At 65.3% G+C, this 21,514-nt stretch carries 16 protein-coding genes, 1 tRNA gene and 2 pseudogenes; 4 read left to right on the top strand and 15 right to left on the bottom strand.

The window, feature by feature from the left end:
• Positions 1-6: 6 nt before the first annotated feature.
• From cyoD to MGN01_RS05890, 13 genes and pseudogenes are all read right to left on the bottom strand, one after another.
• The gene (gene cyoD, locus MGN01_RS05830; protein WP_147045662.1) at positions 7-396 is read right to left on the bottom strand and encodes a cytochrome o ubiquinol oxidase subunit IV; all 390 of its coding nucleotides are present in this window, start codon (positions 394-396) and stop codon (positions 7-9) included.
• Positions 393-1,022 (bottom strand): cytochrome o ubiquinol oxidase subunit III, encoded by a 630-nt coding sequence (gene cyoC / locus MGN01_RS05835; protein ID WP_147045663.1) that lies wholly within the window; start codon positions 1,020-1,022, stop codon positions 393-395. Before cyoC ends, cyoD begins: the two co-directional genes overlap by 4 nt.
• A gap of 5 nt (positions 1,023-1,027) precedes the next feature.
• Positions 1,028-3,028, bottom strand: coding sequence for a cytochrome o ubiquinol oxidase subunit I (gene cyoB / locus MGN01_RS05840; RefSeq protein ID WP_147045664.1), 2,001 nt, complete (start codon positions 3,026-3,028; stop codon positions 1,028-1,030).
• Between the two features lie 37 nt (positions 3,029-3,065).
• Positions 3,066-4,229, bottom strand: coding sequence for a ubiquinol oxidase subunit II (gene cyoA / locus MGN01_RS05845; protein WP_147045827.1), 1,164 nt, complete (start codon positions 4,227-4,229; stop codon positions 3,066-3,068).
• Positions 4,230-4,347: 118 nt separating this feature from the next.
• A complete protein-coding gene (locus MGN01_RS05850) occupies positions 4,348-5,667 on the bottom strand; it encodes an MFS transporter (protein WP_238257719.1) in 1,320 nt (439 codons plus the stop codon).
• A gap of 250 nt (positions 5,668-5,917) precedes the next feature.
• Positions 5,918-7,747 (bottom strand): dihydrolipoyl dehydrogenase, encoded by a 1,830-nt coding sequence (gene lpdA / locus MGN01_RS05855; RefSeq protein WP_147045666.1) that lies wholly within the window; start codon positions 7,745-7,747, stop codon positions 5,918-5,920.
• A gap of 53 nt (positions 7,748-7,800) precedes the next feature.
• The gene (aceF, locus tag MGN01_RS05860; RefSeq protein WP_147045667.1) at positions 7,801-9,237 is read right to left on the bottom strand and encodes a dihydrolipoyllysine-residue acetyltransferase; all 1,437 of its coding nucleotides are present in this window, start codon (positions 9,235-9,237) and stop codon (positions 7,801-7,803) included.
• Positions 9,238-9,246: 9 nt separating this feature from the next.
• A complete protein-coding gene (aceE, locus tag MGN01_RS05865; protein WP_147045668.1) occupies positions 9,247-11,907 on the bottom strand; it encodes a pyruvate dehydrogenase (acetyl-transferring), homodimeric type in 2,661 nt (886 codons plus the stop codon).
• A 173-nt stretch (positions 11,908-12,080) separates the two neighbouring features.
• On the bottom strand, positions 12,081-13,823 hold the full coding sequence (locus MGN01_RS05870) for an ABC transporter ATP-binding protein (protein WP_147045669.1): 1,743 nt from the start codon (positions 13,821-13,823) through the stop codon (positions 12,081-12,083).
• 19 nt (positions 13,824-13,842) lie between these two features.
• A pseudogene (locus MGN01_RS05875) lies at positions 13,843-13,977 on the bottom strand (iron chelate uptake ABC transporter family permease subunit); the annotation flags it as partial.
• A 253-nt stretch (positions 13,978-14,230) separates the two neighbouring features.
• Positions 14,231-14,836 (bottom strand): SCO family protein, encoded by a 606-nt coding sequence (locus MGN01_RS05880; RefSeq protein WP_373319158.1) that lies wholly within the window; start codon positions 14,834-14,836, stop codon positions 14,231-14,233.
• A complete protein-coding gene (locus tag MGN01_RS05885; RefSeq protein WP_147045671.1) occupies positions 14,829-15,944 on the bottom strand; it encodes an MBL fold metallo-hydrolase in 1,116 nt (371 codons plus the stop codon). The genes MGN01_RS05880 and MGN01_RS05885 overlap by 8 nt, the downstream gene beginning before the upstream one ends.
• Positions 15,945-16,074: 130 nt before the next feature.
• Positions 16,075-16,626, bottom strand: a complete 552-nt coding sequence (locus tag MGN01_RS05890) for a cupin domain-containing protein (RefSeq protein ID WP_147045672.1) — start codon at positions 16,624-16,626, stop codon at positions 16,075-16,077.
• A 302-nt stretch (positions 16,627-16,928) separates the two neighbouring features.
• On the opposite strand from MGN01_RS05890, the gene aqpZ reads away from it, so the two are divergent.
• Positions 16,929-17,699, top strand: a complete 771-nt coding sequence (gene aqpZ, locus MGN01_RS05895) for an aquaporin Z (RefSeq protein ID WP_147045673.1) — start codon at positions 16,929-16,931, stop codon at positions 17,697-17,699.
• A 291-nt stretch (positions 17,700-17,990) separates the two neighbouring features.
• On the opposite strand, the gene MGN01_RS24555 is transcribed toward aqpZ, so the two are convergent.
• Positions 17,991-18,668, bottom strand: a complete 678-nt coding sequence (locus MGN01_RS24555; protein ID WP_147045674.1) for a beta-barrel domain-containing protein — start codon at positions 18,666-18,668, stop codon at positions 17,991-17,993.
• 53 nt (positions 18,669-18,721) lie between these two features.
• Between MGN01_RS24555 and MGN01_RS23435 the strand changes: the two genes are divergently transcribed.
• Positions 18,722-18,898, top strand: a complete 177-nt coding sequence (locus MGN01_RS23435) for a hypothetical protein (RefSeq protein ID WP_170245848.1) — start codon at positions 18,722-18,724, stop codon at positions 18,896-18,898.
• A 997-nt stretch (positions 18,899-19,895) separates the two neighbouring features.
• Here the strand turns inward: MGN01_RS23435 and MGN01_RS05905 are convergent.
• Positions 19,896-19,972: transfer RNA gene (locus tag MGN01_RS05905), tRNA-Met, on the bottom strand.
• A gap of 184 nt (positions 19,973-20,156) precedes the next feature.
• Between MGN01_RS05905 and MGN01_RS05910 the strand changes: the two genes are divergently transcribed.
• Both MGN01_RS05910 and MGN01_RS05915 read left to right on the top strand, forming a co-directional pair.
• Positions 20,157-21,107: a histone deacetylase family protein gene (locus MGN01_RS05910; protein WP_147045675.1), complete on the top strand. Its 951-nt coding sequence runs from the start codon at positions 20,157-20,159 to the stop codon at positions 21,105-21,107.
• Between the two features lie 64 nt (positions 21,108-21,171).
• Positions 21,172-21,423: pseudogene (locus MGN01_RS05915) on the top strand (DNA-3-methyladenine glycosylase 2 family protein); the annotation flags it as partial.
• Between the last annotated feature and the right edge of the window lie 91 nt (positions 21,424-21,514).

A 21,514-nucleotide genomic window follows, 5' to 3' on the forward strand; every position in this document is an offset into this window, starting at 1 on the left:
CCGGTCTTAGGGCTGATGGTGCAGCATGTCGTGCGGAGACATCGGCATCATGTTCGTATTGAGATGATGCATGACCCAGATGGAGCCGGTCAGCGTGATGACCACCAGGGTCACGGTGAAGATCAGCGCCAAGATGGTCCAGCCACCCTCCGACTTGGTGTTCATGTGGAGGAAGTAGACCATGTGGACGATGATCTGCACCACGGCGAAGGCCAGGATGATGACCGTGGTCCAGACCGGGTTCTTCAGCACATCGCCCATGACGAGCCAGAACGGAATCGCCGTCAGGATCACCGACAGCACGAAGCCGGTCATGTAGCCCCTGAAGCTGCCATGGGCCCCGCCGTCGTGACCATGCCCGTGGCCGTGGTGATCTGCGTCTTGGGCAGCGCTCATCGCACGACTCCCATCAGGTAGACGAAGGTGAACACACCGATCCAGACGACGTCGAGGAAGTGCCAGAACATCGACAGGCACATCAGCCGACGCTTGTTCTCGGGGATCAGGCCGCGTTGCGCGGTCTGGATCATCAGAACGATCAGCCAGACGATGCCGCAGGTGACGTGCAGGCCGTGGGTGCCGACCAGCGCGAAGAAAGACGAAAGGAAAGCACTCCGCTGCGGCGTCGCGCCCTCGTGGATCAGGTGCGAGAACTCGTAGAGCTCAATGCCGATGAAGGCCGCGCCGAACAGGCCGGTGACGAGCAGCCAGAGCTGCATCGCCTTCAGTCGACCCTTCTCCATCTCCAGCATCGCGAAGCCGTAGGTGATGGAGGAGAACAGCAGCATCGCGGTGTTGAGCGCGACGAGCTTGAGGTCGAACAGATCGAGCGGGGAGGGGCCGGCCGCGTAGTTGCGGCCGAGCACGGCGTAGGTGGCGAACAGGACCGTGAAGATGAGGCAATCGCTCATCAGGTAGACCCAGAAGCCGAGCATGGTCGAGGCTTCGTGGGCGTGCTCCTCGGTCTCGTAGAAGACCGGGGCCTGGGCTCCGGGAGGAGCGGTGTCGGTGTGCATCGTCATCGGAGTCAGGCCATGGCCGCGAGTACGGCACTCCGCTCAGCCTCGGTCCGCACGACGGTGTCGGCCGGGATGTCGAAGTCGCGGTTGTAGTTGAAGGTGTGGATGATCGCGGCGGCGATCATGGCGACGAAGCTCAGGGCCGCCAGCCACCAGATGTACCAGACCATGCCGAACGAGAAGGCGACGCTGAAGGCAGAGATGATCGCGCCGGTGCCGGTGTTCTTCGGCATGTGGATCGCCTTGAAACCCTCGCGCGGCCGCTCGTAACCGCGGCGCTTCATGTCGTACCAGGCATCCAGGTCGTGGATGCGCGGCGTGAAGGCGAAGTTGTACTCGGGCGGCGGCGAGGAGGTGGACCATTCGAGGGTGCGGCCGCCCCAGGGGTCGCCCGTGACGTCGCGCAGCTTCTCGCGGTTGCGGATCGAGACCGTGAACTGCGTGAGCATCGCAGCGATGCCGATGGCGATCAGAACCGCTCCGCAGGCCGCCAGCACGAACCAGACCTGGAGCGAGGGATCCTCGAGGTGCTGCTGGCGTCGCGTTACGCCCATCAGGCCGAGCACGTAGAGCGGCATGAATGCGACGTAGAAGCCGACTGTCCAGAACCAGAAGGAGACCTTGCCCCAGAACGGGTCGAGCTTGAAGCCGAAGGCCTTGGGCCACCAGTAGTTCACGCCCGCGAACATGCCGAACAGCACGCCGCCGATGATCACGTTGTGGAAGTGCGCGATCAGGAACAGCGAGTTGTGGAGCACGAAATCGGCCGGGGGCACGGCGAGCAGCACGCCGGTCATGCCGCCGATCACGAAGGTGACCATGAAGCTCACGGTCCACAGCATCGGCACCTCGAACCGGATGCGGCCGCGGAACATCGTGAACAGCCAGTTGAAGATCTTCGCGCCCGTCGGGATCGAGATGATCATCGTCGTGATGCCGAAGAACGAGTTCACGGAGGCGCCTGAGCCCATCGTGAAGAAGTGGTGCAGCCACACGAGGTAGGAGAGGATGGTGATGACCACCGTGGCGTAGACCATCGACACGTAGCCGAAGAGCCGCTTGCCGCAGAAGGTCGAGGTCACCTCCGAGAAGATGCCGAAAGCCGGCAGGATCAGGATGTAGACCTCCGGGTGACCCCAGATCCAGATGAGGTTGAAGTACATCATCGGGTTGCCGCCGAGGTCGTTCGTGAAGAAGTGCGTGCCGACGTAGCGGTCGAGGGTCAGCAGCGCGAGAACGGCGGAGAGGATCGGGAATGCGGCTACGATCAGCGCGTTCGTGCAGAGCGAGGTCCACACGAAGATCGGCAGCTTCATCATGGTCATTCCCGGCGCCCGCATCTTCACGATGGTGGCGACGAGGTTGATCCCTGAGAGCGTCGTCCCGATGCCCGCGATCTGCAGGCCCCAGATATAGTAATCGACACCCACCCCCGGACTCATGTCAGCCCCCGAGAGCGGCGGATAGGCGAGCCAGGTGGCGCGCGAGAACTCGCCGACGAAGAGGGAGATCATCACCGTGATCGCGCCCGACACCGTCATCCAGAACGAGAAGTTGTTCAGGAAGGGGAAGGCGACGTCGCGCGCACCGATCTGCAGCGGCACGACGTAGTTCATCATGCCGGTGACGAAGGGCATCGCTACGAAGAAGATCATGATCACGCCGTGGGCGGTGAAGATCTGGTCGTAGTGGTGCGGCGGCAGGAAGCCCTGGTTCTCGCCGAAGGAGATCGCCTGCTGCGAACGCATCAGGAGGGCGTCGGCGAAACCACGCAGCAGCATGACGATCGCCAGGATGATGTACATGATGCCGATCTTCTTGTGATCGACACTCGTCACCCAGTCGCGCCAGAGCGGACCCCAGAAGCGGTAATAGGTGATGACCCCGAGCACGGCGAGGCCGACCACGGCGACGCCCGCGAACGTCACCTGCAGAATCGGCTCGTGGTACGGGATGTCGTCGAGGCGCAGGCGCCCGAAGACAAGGTTCATGAGATCCGTGTCAGCCATGGGATCGTCTCGATACGGTGCCGGCTTAACGCCTGGCTCAGTGGTGATGACGCTGCGCCGGAGCAGCCTTGTCCTGGTTCATGTCCGGACCCGATCGGCTCGGGTCGGGCTTGCCGTCCTTGGCGTCCTCGCTGCGCGGAGCGCGGCCGGCGGCGGGCACAGTCGCCCCCGGTGCTTCCTCGCCCTGGAGAATGCGCCGGTTGTCGTACTGCAGGCGCTCGCGGTTCTCCGCGCTGTCCTTGCCGGCACCGCCCGCGGCATCGATCCGCATCATCTCGTTCATGCACATCTTGCCGGGCTGCGCACAAAGATTGACGATCGCGGTGAAGAGGCCGCTTTCGTAGGATTTGTAGTAGCGGGGAGCGACAGCTTCGCTAGGCTTCTCGAGTTCGAGATAGGCATCGCGGCCGAGTTCCGCACCCTCCTGCTTCACCTTGTCGACCCACTTGTCGAAGCCGTCATTCGACAGACCGTGGAACTTGAAGGTCATCCGCGAGAAGCCGCTGCCGCTGTACTGCGAGGCGAGCCCGTCATAGACGCCCTCCTTGTTGATTACGGCGTGCAGCTTCGTCTCCATGCCCGGCATCGCGTAGATCATGCCGGCGAGCGCAGGGACGTAGAAGGCGTTCATCACGGAGGTGGCCGTAAGCTTGAAGCTCAAGGGCCGGTCGACCGGCGCGGCCAGCTCGTTCACGGTGGCGATGCCGAGTTCGGGATAGAAGAACAGCCACTTCCAATCGAGCGCCACAGCCTCGACCTCCAGCGGCTTGACGTCGGCCGGGATCGGACGGTTCGGCGCGAGGCGCCCGAGCGGCCGGAATGGGTCGAGCGTGTGGGTGCTGATCCAGGTGAGCGCGCCGAGCGCAATGACGATCAGAAGCGGCGCCGTCCAGATCACCACTTCGAGCTGTGTCGAGTGGTGCCATTCGGGATCGTAGGTCGCGTTCTCGTTGGAGGCCCGGTAGCGCCAGGCGAACCAGAGCGTCAGCCCGATCACTGGCAGGATGATGAGCAGCATCAGCCCGGTGGAGGCCAGGACGAGGTTGCGCTGCTGCACGGCCACGTCGCCCGCAGGGTTCATGACCACCAGGTTGCAGCCCGAGAGCAGCACGAAGAGCGGCGGCAGCGCGAGCGCCTGGAGGAGCCGGCGGGCCGACGCCGCCGGCCCACGGCGATGCCGGGCGGGGGAGGGGCTTGGCAGTGTATTCGGGGCAGGGGTGGCCACGCGACGTCAGACCCATTCTCAGCCGCTTGCCGCAGCGGCGCTTCCTATCGGCGAAGAGAGCGGCACGAGGGCGCCGCCCGGATGATGCGTGCGCTCACATCTGGCGCATCTCGGACCGGTCGAGGAACAAGGCGAGCAGCGTCGCGGCCGCGCCTGACAGCAGATACAGGCCGACCATGGCGAGCCCGTAACGGCTGGCCAGGAACAGCACGACCAGCGGGGCGAAACCGGCGCCGAACATCCAGGCGAGATCCGAGGTCAGCGCCGCGCCGGTATAGCGGTAGCGCGAGCCGAGCCGCGACGTGACCGCGCCGGCGGTCTGGCCGTAGGCGAGACCGAGAAGCATGAAGCCCACGTTCACATAAATGGTCTGGCCAATGGCGCTCTCGCCGAAGATCAGCGGCGCGATGATGCTACCGACCGCGAACAGGCCAATCAGGCAGGCGCTGAGGATCAGCGTGTTACGCCGGCCGATCTGGTCAGCGATCAGGCCCGAGGCCGCGATGGCGCCAGCGCAGACGATAGCACCCGAGAACTGCACGATCAGGAACTCGCCCGCCGGCCGGTCCGCGAAAAGCGAGAGCCAGCTGATCGGAAAGATCGTTACGAGGTGGAACAGCGCGAAAGCCGCGAGTGGCACGAAGGCGCCGATCCAGACGTCGAGGGCATGGCGGCGGATCAGCTCAACGATCGGCACCGGTTCCAGCGAGCGCTGGTCCATCATTGCCTTGAACTCGTCGGAAGCGACGATGCTGAGACGCGCGAACAGAGCCACTACGTTGATGGTGAAGGCACAGTAGAACGGGAAGCGCCAACCCCAATCCAGGAAGTCCTCGCTCGACAGGTTCACGAGGAAGAACGCGAACAACAGGCTCGCCACCATGAAGCCGAGCGGCGCGCCGAGCTGCGGGATCATCGCGTACCAGCCGCGTCGCTCTGGCGGCGCGTTCAGCGCCAGCAGCGAGGCGAGACCGTCCCAGGCGCCGGCCAGTGCCAGCCCCTGCGCGATCCGCAGCCCCGCGAGCAGCCAGATCGAGGCGTAGCCGATGCTGGCATAGCTCGGCAGGAAGCTGATCGCCGCCGTCGATCCGCCGAGCAGGAATAGGGCGGTCGTGAGCTTCACGCTGCGCCCGTGCCTGCGGTCGACGGCCATGAAGATCACGGTGCCGATCGGGCGGGCAACGAAGGCCAGCGCGAAGACCGCGAAAGAATACAGCGTCGCGGTGAGCTGGTCCGGCTCGAAGGAGAAGAACACCTTCGGAAAGACTAGCACCGAGGCAATGCCGAAGACGAAGAAGTCGAAATACTCGGAGGCGCGGCCGATCACGACGCCGATGGCGATCTCGCCAGGCGCCACCTTATGGTCAGTATAGGCCTGCTGCGCATCGCGTTCGAGCGCGGCAGAATGGGCCATGGTAGGCTCGATAGACATCGCGGGCGACCGGCTTGCTCAGAGGGACGTGCGAACGCACCGCCTCGTGCGGCATTCATATGCCTAGCGCAATGGGCCATATTGGCAAACAGGGCATGTGTTCGCTGCAGTGCAACCGCGACGATCTGCGGCGGCATGCTCAGCTTGCAGAGGTAACGGCCGGATGGGGGACCGGGACGGGCAGCGGCCCGGCTCACCCATCTCCAGCCGCCGTGCGACCGTTTCTCGCGGCTCAGGCCGGGCGCGGATGCGGCTTCTTCGGCATGTAGAGGTCGGTGATCGTGCCCTCGAAGGCCTCGGCCGCCATGCCCACGGTCTCCGACAGGGTCGGGTGCGGGTGGATGGTGAGCCCAATATCCTCGGCATCTGCCCCCATCTCGATGGCGAGCGCGGCCTCGGCGATCAAATCGCCTGCCGAGGGGCCGACGATGCCGCAGCCGACGATCCGGTCGGTCGCCTCGTCGAACAACACCTTGGTGATGCCCTCGTCGCGTCCGAGCGACAATGACCGTCCCGAGGCCGCCCAGGGGAACACGCCCTTGCCGACCTTGATGCCCTTGGCCTTGGCCTCGTTCTCGGTGAGGCCGACCCAGGCCACCTCCGGATCGGTATAGGCCACCGAGGGGATCACCTTCGCGTCGAAGAATCTGTTCTTGCCGGACGCCGTCTCGGCGGCGACCTTACCCTCATGCACCGCCTTGTGGGCGAGCATCGGCTGGCCGACTACGTCGCCGATGGCGAAGATATGCGGCGCGTTGGTGCGCATCTGCTTGTCGACGGGAATGAAACCGCGCTCGTCCACGGCGACGCCGGCCTTGTCCGCGGCGATGAGCTTACCGTTCGGCCGGCGGCCGACAGCGACGAGGATCTTGTCGAAGGTGTCGGTCGGCGGGGCCGAGCCGCCCTCGAACGTCACCTTGAGGCCCTCGGGCCTCGCCTCGACATTGGTGACCTTAGCCTTGAGGTGGATCGCCTCGTATTGCTTGCCGATGCGCTTGGCGAGCGGCGTGACGATGTCCTTGTCGGCGCCCGGGATGATCTGGTCCATCAGCTCGACGATCGTCACCCGCGAGCCGAGCGCGTGATACACGGTCGCCATCTCCAGCCCGATGATGCCACCGCCGATGACGAGCAGGCGCTTCGGGATGCCGTCGAGTTCGAGCGCGCCGGTCGAATCGATCACCCGCGAGTCGTCATGCGGGATGAAGGGCATCTGGATCGGTTCGGAGCCGGCGGCGATGATCGCCTGGTCGAAGCCGATGACTGTCTTGGCACCCTCGTGCTCGACCTCGATCTGGTGCGGGCTGACGAAGCGGCCAGTGCCGGTCACCACCGTGACCTTGCGCTGCTTGGCCAGTCCCCCGAGGCCACCGGTCAGGCGCTTGACCACGCCGTCCTTCCATTCGCGCAGCTTGTCGATGTCGATCTGCGGCGCGGTGAAGCTGATGCCGTGGGCGGCCATGGCATGAGTTTCGTCGATGACCTTGGCCGCGTGCAGCAGCGCCTTCGACGGGATGCAGCCGACATTGAGGCAGACACCGCCGAGTTGGGGCCAGCGCTCCACGAGCACCACCTTCTTGCCGAGATCGGCCGCGCGGAAAGCCGCCGTGTAGCCGCCGGGACCGGCACCGAGCACCAGCACCTCGGCACGCATGTCCTCGCCGGCGACCGGCGCGGCGGCCTGCGGAGCGGGCGCCGCGGGAGCAGCACCGTTGGTGGCACCGGCAGCGGAGGAGCCGTAGCCGGCCTGACCCTCGCCCGCGCCGTGTCCGGCGGCGACGGGAGTCGCGGGAGCGGCAACCTCCGGCTTTGCTGCGCCGGCCCCCGCGGTCTCGGCCATCACCAGGATCAGGTCGCCCTCGGTGACCGTGTCGCCCGGCTTGACCTTCACCTCGGCCACCGTCCCAGCAACCGGGGAGGGGATGTCCATGGTGGCCTTGTCGGATTCGAGAACGATCAGCACGTCGTCGACCGAGATTTGGTCGCCCGCGCTGACGCTTACCTCGATGATCGGCACGTTCTTGAAGTCGCCGATGTCGGGGAGTTTGACCTCGTTGCTCATTGCCTCACCTCACGCCTTGTCAGCCATATCCGTGGAATCGCGCGATCGCCCCGTCAGACGACGAGGCGGCGGACGTCCTCCAGGACGTGGGCGAGGTGGCGGGTGAAGCGCGCGCCGAGCGCTCCGTCGATGACGCGATGGTCGTACGAGACGTTCAAGGGCAGGATCAGACGCGGCCTGAACTCCGTGCCGTCCCAGACCGGCTGCATCTTCGAGCGCGGCACGCCGAGGATGGCAACCTCGGGTGCATTGACCAGCGGCGTGAAGTTGGTGCCGCCGATGCCCCCTAGGCTGGAGATCGAAAAGGTCGCGCCCTGCATGTCGTTGGCGCCAAGCTTGCCGTCGCGGGCCTTCTTGGAAATCGCGCCGAGGTCCTGGCTGATCTCGACGATGCCCTTGCGGTCGGCATCCTTGATGACGGGCACGACGAGACCGTCCGGCGTGTCCACCGCGACACCGATATTGTAGTACTTCTTGAGGATCAGGGATTCCTTGTCAGGGCTCAGCGACGCGTTGAACTCCGGGTGCTGGCGCAACGCCGAGACCGCGGCTTTGATCAGGAAGGCGAGCAGGGTGACGCGGTAGCCCTTCTCCTTGCCAGCCGCGTCGAGTTCCTTGCGGTACTTGTCCGTGTCTGTGATGTCCGACTCGTCGGAGTGGGTGACGAGCGGCACGTTGAGCCAGGACCGGTGCAGGTGCGGGCCGGAAATCTTCTTGATCCGGGCCAGTGGCTTGGACTCGATGGGTCCGAACTTCGAGAAGTCGACCGCCGGGATCTCGGGGATGCCCATACCGCCCGACGCCATGACCGCGCCGCCTCCGGCAGCTGCGGGAGCAGCTGAGCGGGTGAGCTGACCCTTCACGTCCTCCTTGGTGATGCGGCCCTTCTCGCCGGTGCCCTTCACGCCGTTGAGGTCGATGCCGAGCTCGCGTGCGATGCGGCGCACGGCCGGGCTCGCATGGACGTTGGAGAAATCAGGGATGTTGGACGCCGGTGCCCACGCAGCGGGTGCCGCGGCTGGAGCAGGCTCCTGCTTGACGGCAACGGCCGCCGCGTCCTGCACCGCCGAGGCCGTGCTCGGGCCGCCAGGCGTGGCGGCGCCCTGACCCGCCGGACCGCCGCCGGCCGCGACGCTGCCGCCCGCGGGCTTGGCCTCGCCTTCGCCCTTGAGCAGCAGGATCGGCGCGCCTTCGCTGACCTTGTCGCCGATCTTGATCAGGATCTTCTCGACCACGCCCGCCTGCGGGGAGGGCACGTCCATCGTCGCCTTGTCGGATTCGAGCGAGACCAGCGGATCGTCCGGCCCGATCGTGTCGCCCTCCTTCACGAAGATCTCGATGATCGGGATGTCCGTGAAGTCGCCGATGTCGGGAACCTTGACCTCGATACCCACGTGCAATCTCCCTCGTCGACGGGCCTCTGCCGGCCCCCGCTTTGTCTGAGCGCTTTCAGGTGGTCCGTCCCGGGCGCGAGCCCGGGACGTGTTCAGGCGATGAGATCACACCATCCAGGGACAGGGCTTTTCTGGATCGATTCCGTATTTGGCGATGACGTCGGCGACCTTGCTCGTGGGAACCGCCCCGTCGGCGGCAAGACTGTGCAGGGCCGCCACCGTCACCCAGCGCCGGTCCACTTCGAAGAAGTCGCGGAGCCTCTTGCGATAATCCGAGCGGCCGAAACCGTCGGTGCCGAGCACACGGTAGCGGCCAGGAACGTAGGGGCGGATCTGGTCGGCGAAGAGCCGCATGTAGTCGGTCGCCGCGATCACGGGACCGCCGCGGCCCTCGAGGCAGGTCTCGACATGCGACTTCTTCGGAGTTTCGGTAGGGTGCAGGAGGTTCCAGCGCTCCACTGCCATCGCGTCGCGCCTCAGCTCGGTGAAGCTGGGGCAGCTCCAGATGTCGGCGGCGATGCCGTGCTCGGTCTCAAGTATCCCGGCCGCCGCGATCACCTCCCGCAGAATGGTGCCGCTGCCGAGAAGCTGCACGCGCGGGCCATCCTTTCGGCCCTTGCCCTCCCGGAACAGGTACATCCCCTTGATGATGCCGGCCTCGGCACCCTCGGGCATGGCGGGATGCTCGTAGTTCTCGTTCATGATGGTGAGGTAGTAGAAGACGTCCTCCTGCTCGGCATACATCCGGCGCAGGCCATCCTGAACGATCACCGCGACCTCGTAGGAGAAGGTCGGGTCGTAGGAGACGCAGTTCGGGATCGTTGCCGACATCAGGTGGCTGTGGCCGTCCTCGTGCTGCAGGCCCTCGCCGTTCAGCGTCGTGCGCCCGGCCGTGCCGCCGACCAGGAAGCCCCGTGCCCGCATGTCGCCCGCCGCCCAGGCGAGGTCGCCGGTCCGCTGGAAGCCGAACATCGAGTAGTAGATGTAGAATGGGATCGTCGGCGCGTTGGAGGTCGAGTAGGAGGTCGCCGCCGCGATCCACGATGACATTGCGCCGGGCTCGTTGATGCCCTCCTGGAGCATCTGACCCCTCTCGTCCTCCTTGTAGTACATGAGCTGGTTGGCATCTTCCGGGCGGTAGAGCTGGCCGACCTGGCTGAAGATGCCGAACTGGCGGAACATGCCCTCCATGCCGAAGGTGCGGCTCTCGTCGGGCACGATCGGCACGATGCGGTTGCCGATGTTCTTGTCGCGCAGGAGCGTGTTGAGTACCCGCACGAAGGCCATGGTGGTGGAGATCTCGCGGCCCGCAGTCTCCTTCAGCTGCGCGCTGAAGGCAGAAAGCGGCGGGACCTGAAGGCTGATCGACTTGCGCCGCCGTGCCGGCAGCGGGCCACCGAGCGCCGCGCGCCGGGCCTTGAGATAGTTCATTTCCGGGCTTCCCTCGGGAAAGCGGATGAACGGCATTTCCTTGATCTGTTCGTCGGTCAGATCGATCTGGAAGCGGTCGCGGAACTGCTTGAGAACCGCCTCACCCATCTTCTTCTGCTGATGGGTGATGTTCTGGCCTTCGCCCGACTCGCCCATGCCGTAGCCCTTGACGGTCTTGGCGAGGATCAGCGTCGGCTGGCCCTTGTGCTTGGATGCCGCCGAGTAGGCCGCAAACACCTTCGAAGGGTCGTGGCCGCCGCGGGTGAGGCGGAAGATGTCATCGTCCGACCAGTCCTTCACCAGGGCCGCCGTCTCCGGATACCTCCCGAAGAAGTTCTCGCGGATATAGGCGCCGTTCTTCGACTTGAAGTCCTGGTACTCGCCGTCGACGCACTCCTCCATGAGGCGTGCCAGCATGCCGGTCGTGTCACGCGCGAGCAGCGCATCCCAGCCCGAGCCCCACAGGCACTTGATCACGTTCCAGCCAGCGCCGCGGAAATCGGCCTCCAGCTCCTGGACGATCTTGCCGTTGCCGCGCACCGGCCCGTCGAGCCGCTGCAGGTTGCAGTTGATGACGAAGATCAGGTTGTCGAGTTTTTCGCGGGCAGCCATGGAGATGGCGCCGAGGCTCTCCGGCTCGTCCATCTCGCCGTCGCCCATGAAGGCCCAGACCTTGCGGCCGTCGGTATTGGCATGACCGCGATGGTGCAGGTAGCGCAGGTAGCGCGCCTGATAGATCGCCATCAGCGGGCCGAGGCCCATGGAAACGGTGGGGAACTGCCAGAAATCCGGCATCAACCAGGGATGCGGATAGGAGGAGATGCCCTTGCCGTCGACCTCCTGGCGGTAGCCGACAAGCTGCTCCTCGGTCATGCGCCCCTCAAGGAAGGCGCGAGCATAGATCCCGGGAGACGAATGGCCCTGCACGTAGATCAGGTCGCCGCCACGCTCTTCGTTGTCACCGCGCCAGAAATGCATGAAGCCGGTGTCATAGAGCGTCGCCGACGACTGGAAGCTGGCGATGTGGCCGCCGAGTTCCGAAGATTCCTTGTTTGCCCGCAGGATGATGGCGATGGCGTTCCAGCGGATCGCCGAGCGGATGCGGTGCTCGATCTGGCGGTCGCCCGGATGCGGGTCCTGTTTATTGACGGGGATCGTATTCAGGTAGGCCGTGTTGGCGGAGAACGGCACTGGTGCGCCGCGCTTGCGGGCCTCTTCGACCACCTGCCCGATCAGGAAGTGAGCCCGGTCCGGCCCCTCGACGTCCAGCACACCATCCAGAGAGTCGAGCCACTCCCGTGTCTCGACCGGATCAAGGTCGCGACTGCGCTCCATCTGCTTCCTCCCTGGTGCCCTTGAGACGGGCAGGTTTAAGCTAGGTTAAGACAGCGATCCCGACAATGCAGGGCTCATCAAAGGCATCGTTCCAGGAACTTGCCCGCGCCGAAAGCAAGACCACACAGCCCTTCGTCGCTCGGCCGGGATCGAGCCGCGTCTACGCGGGCTGCCTACTCGGCAGCGCTGGGCGGAGCGTCATCCACGGCGAACTGGGCGCTGTGCAACCGGCGATAGTAACCTCCCGCCGCCAGCAGGGTCTCGTGCCGCCCCTCCTCGGCGATGCCGCTCTCGGTGACGACGACGATGCGATCGGCGTGGCGGATCGTGGCGAGGCGATGGGCGATCACCAGCGTGGTGCGCCCGACGGCGAGCTCCGTGAGCGCTCCTTGGATCTCGCGCTCGGTCTGCGTGTCCAGCGCCGAGGTCGCCTCGTCGAGGATCAGGATCGGCGGGTTTTTCAGGAAGACCCGGGCGATGGCGAGACGCTGCTTCTGGCCGCCCGACAGCTTCACGCCCCGCTCGCCCACCACTGTGTCGAGTCCGTCGGGCAGGCTGGCGATCATGTCGGCGAGACGGGCGCGCCGCGCCGCCTCCAGGATCTCGGCCTCGCTGGCCGCGAGCCGGCCGTAAGCGATGTTCTCGCGGATCGTGCCGGCGAAGAGAAATACGTCCTGCTGCACGATGCCGATCTGCCCGCGCAGAGCGGCGAGAGTACAGTCTCGGATGTCGTGGCCGTCGATGGTGATGCGCCCGGCCTCGACCTCGTAGAAGCGCGGAATCAGCGAGCACAACGTCGTCTTGCCCGCGCCCGAGGGGCCGACCAGCGCCACGGTCTCGCCTGCCTGGATCGCGAGATCGAGACCCTGCAGGACGGGACGGTCCGGGCTATAGCCGAAGGAGACGCCCTCGAAGCGGATCTCCCCGCGCAAACCCGCGACCGCGACCGCGCCAGGCCGGTCGACGATGTCAGGCTCGGTGCCGAGCAACTCCATGTAGCGGCGGAAGCCGGCGATGCCCTTGGGATAGGTGTCGACCACCGCGCCAATCTTCTCCAGCGGGCGGTAGAACACGCCGACGAGCAGCAGGAAGCCGACGAAGCCTCCGGCCGAGAGGTCGCCGCTCACCACGAAGGCGGCCCCACCCAGGAGCACGACGATCTGGACGAGACGCATGCCGAGATAGTTGATCGACAGGCTCGCCGCCATGATCCGGTAGGCTTCGAGCTTGGTGGCCCGGTAGCGGGCGTTGTCGGCCGCGAACAGTGCGCGCTCATGCGCCTCGTTGGCGAAGGCGCGCACCACGCGGGCGCCGCCGACATTCTCCTCGATCCGCGCGTTGAAGGCGCCGACGCGCCCGTACTGGGACTGCCAGTTGCGGGTCATGCGGCCGCCGTAGCGCAGGGTCACGAAGGCGATGACCGGCAGGATCGCCGCGGTGATGAAGGCCAGCGGCGGGTGGACCCAGATCATCAGCGCGAAGGCACCCACCAGCGTCATCACCGCGATGAACAGGTCCTCGGGCCCGTGATGGGCGACCTCGCCGATCTCCTCCAGGTCCTTGGTCACGCGGGCGACGAGGTGCCCGGTCTTCTGCCCGTCGTAGAAGCGGAAGGAGAGCTTCTGCAGGTGGTCGAAGGCCCGCGCCCTCATCGTGGTCTCGATGTTGATGCCGAGCACGTGGCCCCAATAGGTCACGACCACCATCAGCCCGGCATTGGCGACGTAGAGCAGGGCGAGCCCGGCCGCGGCGAGCAGGATCAGCCCCCAATCCTGCTGCGGCAGCAGCCGGTCGACGAAGACCTTCACGGCGATCGGGAAGCCGAGCTCGAGCAGGCCGGACAGCACCGCGCAGCCGAAATCCACCAGGAACAGCGTCCGGTGCGGCCGATAATAGGCGAGGAAGGCCTTCAGCATCAGGAACTCGTGGGGCGCGTCACTGCCCAGCCAGGTAGGGGCCGACAAGGGAGGCGAAGAAGCCGGCGGGCATCTGATAGGGGTAGAAGAGCAGACGCAACAGCAGGTCGGCCGCTGCCATGAGGCCGCAGCCGATCAGCATCGAGCCAACAAGATGTGCCCGCGCGGGGCCAGGCCAGTAGAGCCCACGAAATGCGGCACCATGAGGCCGATGAGCTCATCGGCCCGACCAGCATGGCACTCAAACCCGTCGCCAGGGCCGTGACTGTAAGCAGGGTCAGGTTGGTGCGGGCGAGCGGCCGGCCGGGAGCAGAAGGTGACGGCAGGCCTGAGCTAGCATGCTGCGCCAGTGCGCACAGACAGCGAGGCCCGCAGCCGCGGCGTCACGATATCGATAAGCAGGGCCATCAGGGCTGGACGAGATGAGGCCGGAGGATGGTCAGCATGCGTTCGGCCGATGTGCCCGGAGGAAAAAAGCCGAGATAGCCGCTCGAACGGTCCATCAGGTAGATGAAGGCGGAGTGGTCGATCGTGTAGTCGCTGCCAGCCAGCGCAACCTTCTCGTAGAACACCTTGTAGGCGTCGGCCGCGGCGCGAACGGCCTGCGGGCTGCCTGTCAGCCCGACGACCCGCGGATCGAAGTTCGCCACGTACTCGGCGAGCTGCGCGCCGGTGTCCCGCTCGGGGTCGAGCGTGATGAAGAGCGGCTGGATCTGGTCGCCCTGCGCGCCGAGGAGCGTGAGGGCCCGTGCGATCTCCTGCAGGTCAGTCGGACAGACGTCCGGACAAGAGGTGAAGCCGAAATAGACGAGCAGCAGCTTGCCGTGGAAATCCGCCTCCGTGCGCGCATGCCCCTGGTGATCGACGAGTGCAAAGGGACCGCCGACGGGCTCGCGGTTCCACATCAGCACGTCCATCAGTTCGGCTGAGGTTCGGCGGGGCGCCTCCGCGGCGGGAGCCGCCGGCCCACTGAGCAGCATCACCAACAGTGCACAGGCGGTGGCCTTACGCACCGAAGGTCACCCGGCTGCCGGTCGTCGTGACGAGGATATTGGCCGGCATCTGCGCCTGCGCCTCGAGCGCGAAGTTCAGGCCGCTGCAATGCATCGGGATGACCACGTCGGGCTCGAGCTTTTTGATCTCGGCAACGACCTGACCGAGATAGTCTTTCGGAGCCGGTCCGAGATGGAAGCCGCCGACGATGGCATGGACCTTCCGGACGCCGGACACCTCCTGAGCTTGCCGGACCGAGTTCACGATCCCGACATGGCCGCAGGAGCTGATGACCACGAGCCCCTTGTCCTTGATGTTGAAGCAGGTCGCATGCTCGTGGACATGTTCATCGGGGATGATCTTCCCTTCGAGCTCGGCCGCCGAGTAGTGCGTCGCGTCGCAGCCGAGGCCGTCCGTGATGCCGCGCTGGACGAAGGTGTTGGGCAGGATGCGCTCGATCGAGGAGCGCTTGATCTGACCTGTGGTGAAGGCGTGACCCGCCACCACCGTCGGCGTCTCGCAGAGAACCGTGGTGATCCGCCTTGCCGCGAGTTCGCGGCGGTCGAGCTGGCCGAAATCGGTGAACTGGCCCTGGACGCCGCTCGGGCTGACCCGATGACAGAAATTATCCTCGCCACCGGCATACAGCTTCACGTCCGGCGCCAGCTTGTCTCGATACTGGTCGAGGAAACCGGTCAGGCCACCGTAATGGTCGTGATGCCCGTGGCTGACGATCAAGGCATCGAGCTTAGCCGGATCGACCTTCAGGATATCGATGTTGTTCAGGAGTGCGTCCGGGCTGTAGCCGAAGTCGAGCAGGATGGTGCGGGCTTCGTCCGCACGCTGCGACTCGACGAAGAGCGACAGGCCCCATTGGTTGTGCAGCACCTTCCGATAATCGCTACCGCGGCCGTTGCCCGGGGGTTGATGCACCACGCCCTGGACCGTGCTCGGTTTCAGGAACTGATCGTGCGACGAGTCGATCAGGACACGAACGCTCAGCTTGTCGACCGTCGGGATCTCGATCGTTGCCGCGCGGGCGACTTCGACGCAGGAGAGCCCGGCAACGCCCGTGGCGAAAGCAGCAGAAGCCTTCAGAAAACCGCGCCTGTCCAAGACTCCAGCCATGTCCGCCGACCCCGTCTGCATATTGATGCTTCTCGATATAGCCGAGGCTGCTGGAACGAGGCTTCTTTATTTTGTGCTTTGCTTGGAAGGATTTAGCCGGTTTTCGACGCTCGCATAGACGCGGCTTGCCTTACGTCCGGTCGGTTCCACCCGGGTGTTTGTGGATCGGATCGACCCAGTAGACGGATTCGGGCCGTTCGACCGGGTCGACGTCGGGCAGGTTGACCACCACTGCCTCGTTGTCCGAGCGGACCAGCACGCAATGCAGGGGCTCGTCGGTGGAGGCATTGATCTCCTGGTGCGGCACGTAGGGCGGCACGAAGATGAAGTCGCCGGGGCCGGCCTCGGCAACGTATTCGAGCCGCTCGCCCCAGCGCATGCGGGCCTTGCCGGAGACGATGTAGATCACGCTTTCCAGCGCGCCGTGGTGGTGGACGCCGGTCTTGGCGTCCGGCTCGATCGCCACCGTGCCGGCCCAGATCTTCTGGGCGTCGACCCGGGCGGCGTTGATGGCGGCCTGCCGGAACATGCCGGGCGTCTGGGCCGTGTTGGGATCGAGCCGGTCGCCCGGAATGACGCGAACGCCGTCGTGCTTCCAGCGCTCGTGGGCCTCGGCCGAGCCGCCGGCATCGTGATCACGTGCGTCATGATCCGGGTGATCGTCTCCGCCAAGATCGTGCATCCTCACCTCGCCTCCCGCTCCGCCACTCGAACATCGCCGCCGCCTTCGGAAACGGTCGCCACGTGGTCTTGGTAGCACGCTTACAACATCCGTGGAGGTCGCCGGCTGAGCCTCTGGTCAACGCCACAAATGATGAGATGCGATGCGGATGATGCCATGCCCGCAACTTATAATTTTGAATTTTATGCAGACGATCCGCTAAGCCTGAAGAAGGCTATACAGGTTACAAATTTCGAGCTTTAAACTGCCGCGTCAGCCTGTTGCGACTCCCCGGTCATCGACGGGCAGCCAGGAGACATTCCATGGGACACGATACTGTTAAGCGCTCTGCGGCAGAGTTCTTCGGCACGTTCTGGCTCACCTTTGGCGGCTGCGGCGCAGCCGTTCTCTCGGCGGCCTTTCCTGAGCTGGGAATCCACTTCCTCGGCGTTGCCTTCGCCTTCGGCCTCACCGTTCTGACGATGGCCTATGCCGTTGGTCATATTTCAGGGGGCCACTTCAACCCGGCGGTCACACTGGGGCTTTGGTCGGCTGGACGCTGCGCCAGCAAGCACGTCGTTCCGTATATCATTGCCCAGGTCGTCGGCGCCGTCCTCGCCGCCGCCGTGCTCTACCTGATCGCCTCGGGCAAGGCCGGCTGGCAGCCCAACGGCTTCGCCTCAAACGGCTACGGCGAGCTGAGCCCCGGCAAGTATGGCCTGACCGCCTGCCTCATCACCGAGTTCCTGCTGACATTCTTTTTCCTGTTCATCATCATCGGCACGACATCGAAGGGCGCCGCCAGCGGCTTCGCCGGCATCCCGATCGGCTTTGCGCTGGTGCTGATCCACCTGATCTCGATCCCGGTGACCAACACCTCAGTCAATCCGGCGCGCAGCACCGGCCCGGCGCTGTTCGCGGGCGGCGAGTATGTGGCGCAGCTCTGGCTGTTCTGGCTGGCTCCGATCCTGGGCGCGCTGGTGGCCGGGACGTTGGCCAAGTGGCTCTACGAGCCGGCCGGCATCGTCGAGACGGTCGTAGTCGAAGAGCGGCGGGACGCGAAGTACGGGACCACGGCTCATCCGGCCCCTTGAACCAAGGGTTGACCTTGCAGGCCGGCGCGCCGTCCGCGGCGGTCTGCATCTCCTGAATCGACATCAGGCCCGGCGGCCCCTGCCGGACGCCGATTGGCCGGACTGCGCCGAAACCTGACCCGCCGCTCCCGCCGCCTTGCGGAACTGCCGGCCGCTCCGCGTCCCATCGGGGTGTCCACGCCCGGCCCCGTGGCGCCGGGAAGCGGGCGTCCCCTCCTGGCTTGACGGGAAACGCAGGACGCAACCCCACCGAGGGGCTGCGGTCGGATCAGGGCGTCCCCCTGAGCTGTGTCATCGTTCGCGCCAAGCGCGCGCGATCTGGTCCGCCAGTGGCTTGGTGAGAAAGCTCAGGACCGAGCGCTCGTTGATCTGCAGGAAGGCCTCGACCGGCATGCCCGGCACGAGCCGCGCCTGGCCGAGCTTCTCCTTCTGCGCTTCGTCGAAATGGATGCGCGCCGTGTAGAAGCTCATCCCGGTCTTCTGGTCGGTGGTGACGTCCGCCGACACGCGGCCGACCCAGCCCTCGATCTCCGGGGTCGTGCGCTGATTGAAGGCCGTGATGGCCGGCGCGGCCGGCGCGACGGTGTCGATGCGCAGGTTGATCGCGCTCGAGACGAGGCTGGTATTGCCGACTGCATCAACCGCCCTTGCGGTCAGAACGTAGTTTCCGTCGGCGAGCGCGGTCGAAGGCCTGAAGCTGAATGTGCCGTCGGCCGCGGCGACGGTGGATCCGAGAACGGTAGCACCGTTCGAGATCGTGACGGTGGAGCCTGCCTCGGCCGTCCCCGTGATGGCCGGCGTCTGGCTGTTGCTCAGCCCGGTTCCGGCCGCCAGGACCGGCGCCGTCGGTGCCACCGTATCGACCCGCAGCGTTGCGGCCGTCGAGGGCAGACTGACATACTGCTGAGATCGGTTGCCCGCGCGCTGAGGTTGTGTGTCCCGTCCGAAAGACGGGGGTCGTGAAGGCATAGAGGCCGTTTGCGCCAGCCGTGGTCGCCCCGAGGACCGTGGCGCCGTCGTAGATGGTGACCGTCGAACCGATCTCGGCCGTTCCGGCGACGGTTGGGGTGCTGTTGGCCGTCGCGCTGGCGCCAATCGACAGCGTAGGGGCTATCGGCGCCGTGGCGTCGGTGGTGTTGACGTTGTCGATGCCGAAGCCGGGCCCGATGCTCACGTCGAGCAGGCTGCTCGAGTTGTAGACCCTGACTTCCGTCAGATTTCTCCAGTCCGCTCCCGTGAGCGTGACCGTATGTTCGCCAATGGCGAGAAGATTGGTGTCCTGGTAGACGGCAACCTGAACGCCGTTCCGGTAGCCGACGATGTAAGTCGTCGGGAGAAGAGCAAGATCTCGTGTGACGGACAGCAATTGAGATCGAATGCCGTCCCTGAAACCTGCCAGTTGGACAGGTATCCAGAGCCGCTGGACGCATACAGAGCCGCGTCAGACAGCACTTCCCTTCTGACATTCAAATTGCCTGAGTTTGACGTCGGGGACGTCCGTTGGGCGTAGATGAAACCGTCGAGGATGATCGGGTTGCCCGTGAGGCCAACGGAAGATTCAAACGCCTGATTCACCGCCATCATCAATCCCCGAGACTGGACCCAGGATCTCGGCATGCATCGTCACTGTCCGACACATTTCCAAGCAGAGTCGTTCATAGGCTCAAGCAAACTGAGCGCTCCGGCTCGCATTGCTCAAATTTTCGTCGGATGACTTGTCAAATGCGGAGAGCGGCAGCACTAGTGCTCGAATCGGAAAGGTATTTTTTCATCCGATTCGAGCGGATAGGGAACATTTTTGGAGATCAATCGCGAATTTTAACCGATTTAAATATTTAATTTTACTTTAAAGATTTCAAAACCATAGCTTCTTGAGAACGATTTACTTTCGATGTGACGAAAATCGACGCCTTTGTGCTGCGATTGTGCATTCTGATCTGCATAAGCAGGACAGGGCTCTCGGCGAAGCGGCCACTGCTCGGCGCTTTCGCTCCGCCCGGATCACATCGCAAAACGGCCGAGGACGGCAGCGTCGCGGCCTTCTGAGGGCCAAACGTGGTGCGCGGACCAGCCGCGAAGGACCATGCCTGGTCGCGTAACTCGCTGTGGACATCGGAGACCTGCTGCAGCGCCCCGGCGGGCTAAAGCAGGCACGAAAAAGCCCCGCTGAAGCATCGGCGGGGCTCGAAGAATGGGTGGTAGCGAGGGAGGGATTTGAACCCCCGACACAAGGATTATGATTCCTCTGCTCTGACCAACTGAGCTACCCCGCCACGCATCGCGGCCGGCAACCATGTCGAGACGCGGTCGCCGGCCGGAGACGGGCGATATAGGGAATCCGGCTCGGTGGTGTCAACGCATTCGAGATCAGAACACGCTGCTTCCGACCCGTAAAATATTGTCGACCAGATTGCCGGCGCCGTTGTAGGGGAGGGTAGGGCACGGGCAACGATAGTCATGCAGACGTTACTCCTCACGCATCCCGCTTTCGTCGCGCACGACACGGGGCAGGGCCATCCCGAGCGCCCGGCGCGCATGGAGGTGATCGACCGGGCGCTCGCCGATCCCGCCTTCGCGGATCTGCGGCGCGAGGAGGCGCCGCTGCGCGACGATCTCGACGAGCAGATCCTGCTGGCGCATCCGGCCGAGTATCTGGCACGTCTCAAGAGTGTGGCTGCCAACCGCGCGGCGCTGCCAGCCCATCTCGATCCGGATACGGTGATGTCTGCGGGCACCTACGAGGCGGCCTCGCGGGCGGTGGGGGCGGGCCTGCGCGGCGTCGACGCCGTGCTCGATCCGGATTCGGGCGTGCGCAATGTCTTCTGCCAGGTGCGGCCCTGCGGCCACCACGCCGAGCCGAGCCGTGCCATGGGCTTCTGCCTGTTCTCGAGCGCGGCCATCGCCGCGCTCTACGCGAAGAAGCGGCACGGGCTTGAACGGGTCGCGGTGCTCGATTTCGACGTCCATCACGGCAACGGCACCCAGCGGGTTTTCTGGGATGACGACAGCCTGTTCTTCGGCTCGACCCATCAGATGCCGTGGTTTCCGGGCACGGGCGCTGTCTCGGAGCGCGGGGTCGGCAACATTCACAATGCGCCGCTGCGGGCCGGCGATGACGGCGCGGTGTTCCGCGAGGCCTTCGGCGGGGTCATCATGCCGGCGCTTGACACCTTCCGGCCGGACCTGATCGTCATCTCCGCCGGGTTCGACGCCCACGAGGACGATCCGCTCGGTCATCTGCGCCTGCAGGAAGCGGATTTCGCCTGGGCGACGGAGGTCATCAACGAGGCGGCGCGCCGGCATTGCCAGGGCCGCGTCGTCTCGATGCTGGAGGGCGGCTACAACCTCGAGGCACTCGGCCGATCGACGGCCGTGCATGTGAAGGGCCTCATGGAAGGCGCCCGCTAGCAGCGACTTCGGGCTTGCGCGGTGCATCTCCGAGAGGAGAATCGCGCCGATGCCCAAGAATGAGGCCCTGCGCAGCATCGGGGACTGGACGGCGCACGACATCGCGATGCGGGCGCTGAAGGAGCCAGACGCGCTGCCCTGCGCCGATCCCAGCTTGATGCGCGCCCTCGACACAGGCTCAGGCCGGCCGATCTCGCGGCAGTTGGTCGTGCGGGCCGAGGCGTGGCGGCCGTTCCGGGCCTATGCGGCGATGCATCTCTGGGCGAGCGATGCGGAGATGGAGGCGGCGCGGCTCGTGGCGAAGGCGCGTCGATGAAGGACGGCAGGCAGATCGCGAAATTGCCGAGCAAGCGCCGGGATGAAGCGGGCAGGGGCCCGCGCCAGGATGCGCGCATCGACGGCGTCGC

Source organism: Methylobacterium gnaphalii, assembly GCF_007992215.1.
Taxonomy (GTDB): domain Bacteria; phylum Pseudomonadota; class Alphaproteobacteria; order Rhizobiales; family Beijerinckiaceae; genus Methylobacterium; species Methylobacterium gnaphalii.

Bases quoted from the DNA above. Each gene is read 5' to 3' on its own strand.
- cyoD (WP_147045662.1), bottom strand. From the start codon at position 396: ATGAGCGCTGCCCAAGACGCAGATCACCACGGCCACGGGCATGGTCAC.
- cyoB (WP_147045664.1), bottom strand. From the start codon at position 3,028: ATGGCTGACACGGATCTCATGAACCTTGTCTTCGGGCGCCTGCGCCTC.
- MGN01_RS05890 (WP_147045672.1), bottom strand. From the start codon at position 16,626: ATGCACGATCTTGGCGGAGACGATCACCCGGATCATGACGCACGTGAT.
- MGN01_RS05870 (WP_147045669.1), bottom strand. From the start codon at position 13,823: ATGCTGAAGGCCTTCCTCGCCTATTATCGGCCGCACCGGACGCTGTTC.
- MGN01_RS23435 (WP_170245848.1), top strand. From the start codon at position 18,722: ATGGTGACCGTCGAACCGATCTCGGCCGTTCCGGCGACGGTTGGGGTG.
- cyoC (WP_147045663.1), bottom strand. From the start codon at position 1,022: ATGACGATGCACACCGACACCGCTCCTCCCGGAGCCCAGGCCCCGGTC.
- lpdA (WP_147045666.1), bottom strand. From the start codon at position 7,747: ATGAGCAACGAGGTCAAACTCCCCGACATCGGCGACTTCAAGAACGTG.
- aceE (WP_147045668.1), bottom strand. From the start codon at position 11,907: ATGGAGCGCAGTCGCGACCTTGATCCGGTCGAGACACGGGAGTGGCTC.
- aqpZ (WP_147045673.1), top strand. From the start codon at position 16,929: ATGGGACACGATACTGTTAAGCGCTCTGCGGCAGAGTTCTTCGGCACG.
- MGN01_RS05885 (WP_147045671.1), bottom strand. From the start codon at position 15,944: ATGGCTGGAGTCTTGGACAGGCGCGGTTTTCTGAAGGCTTCTGCTGCT.
- MGN01_RS05910 (WP_147045675.1), top strand. From the start codon at position 20,157: ATGCAGACGTTACTCCTCACGCATCCCGCTTTCGTCGCGCACGACACG.
- MGN01_RS05850 (WP_238257719.1), bottom strand. From the start codon at position 5,667: ATGGCCCATTCTGCCGCGCTCGAACGCGATGCGCAGCAGGCCTATACT.
- MGN01_RS24555 (WP_147045674.1), bottom strand. From the start codon at position 18,668: ATGCCTTCACGACCCCCGTCTTTCGGACGGGACACACAACCTCAGCGC.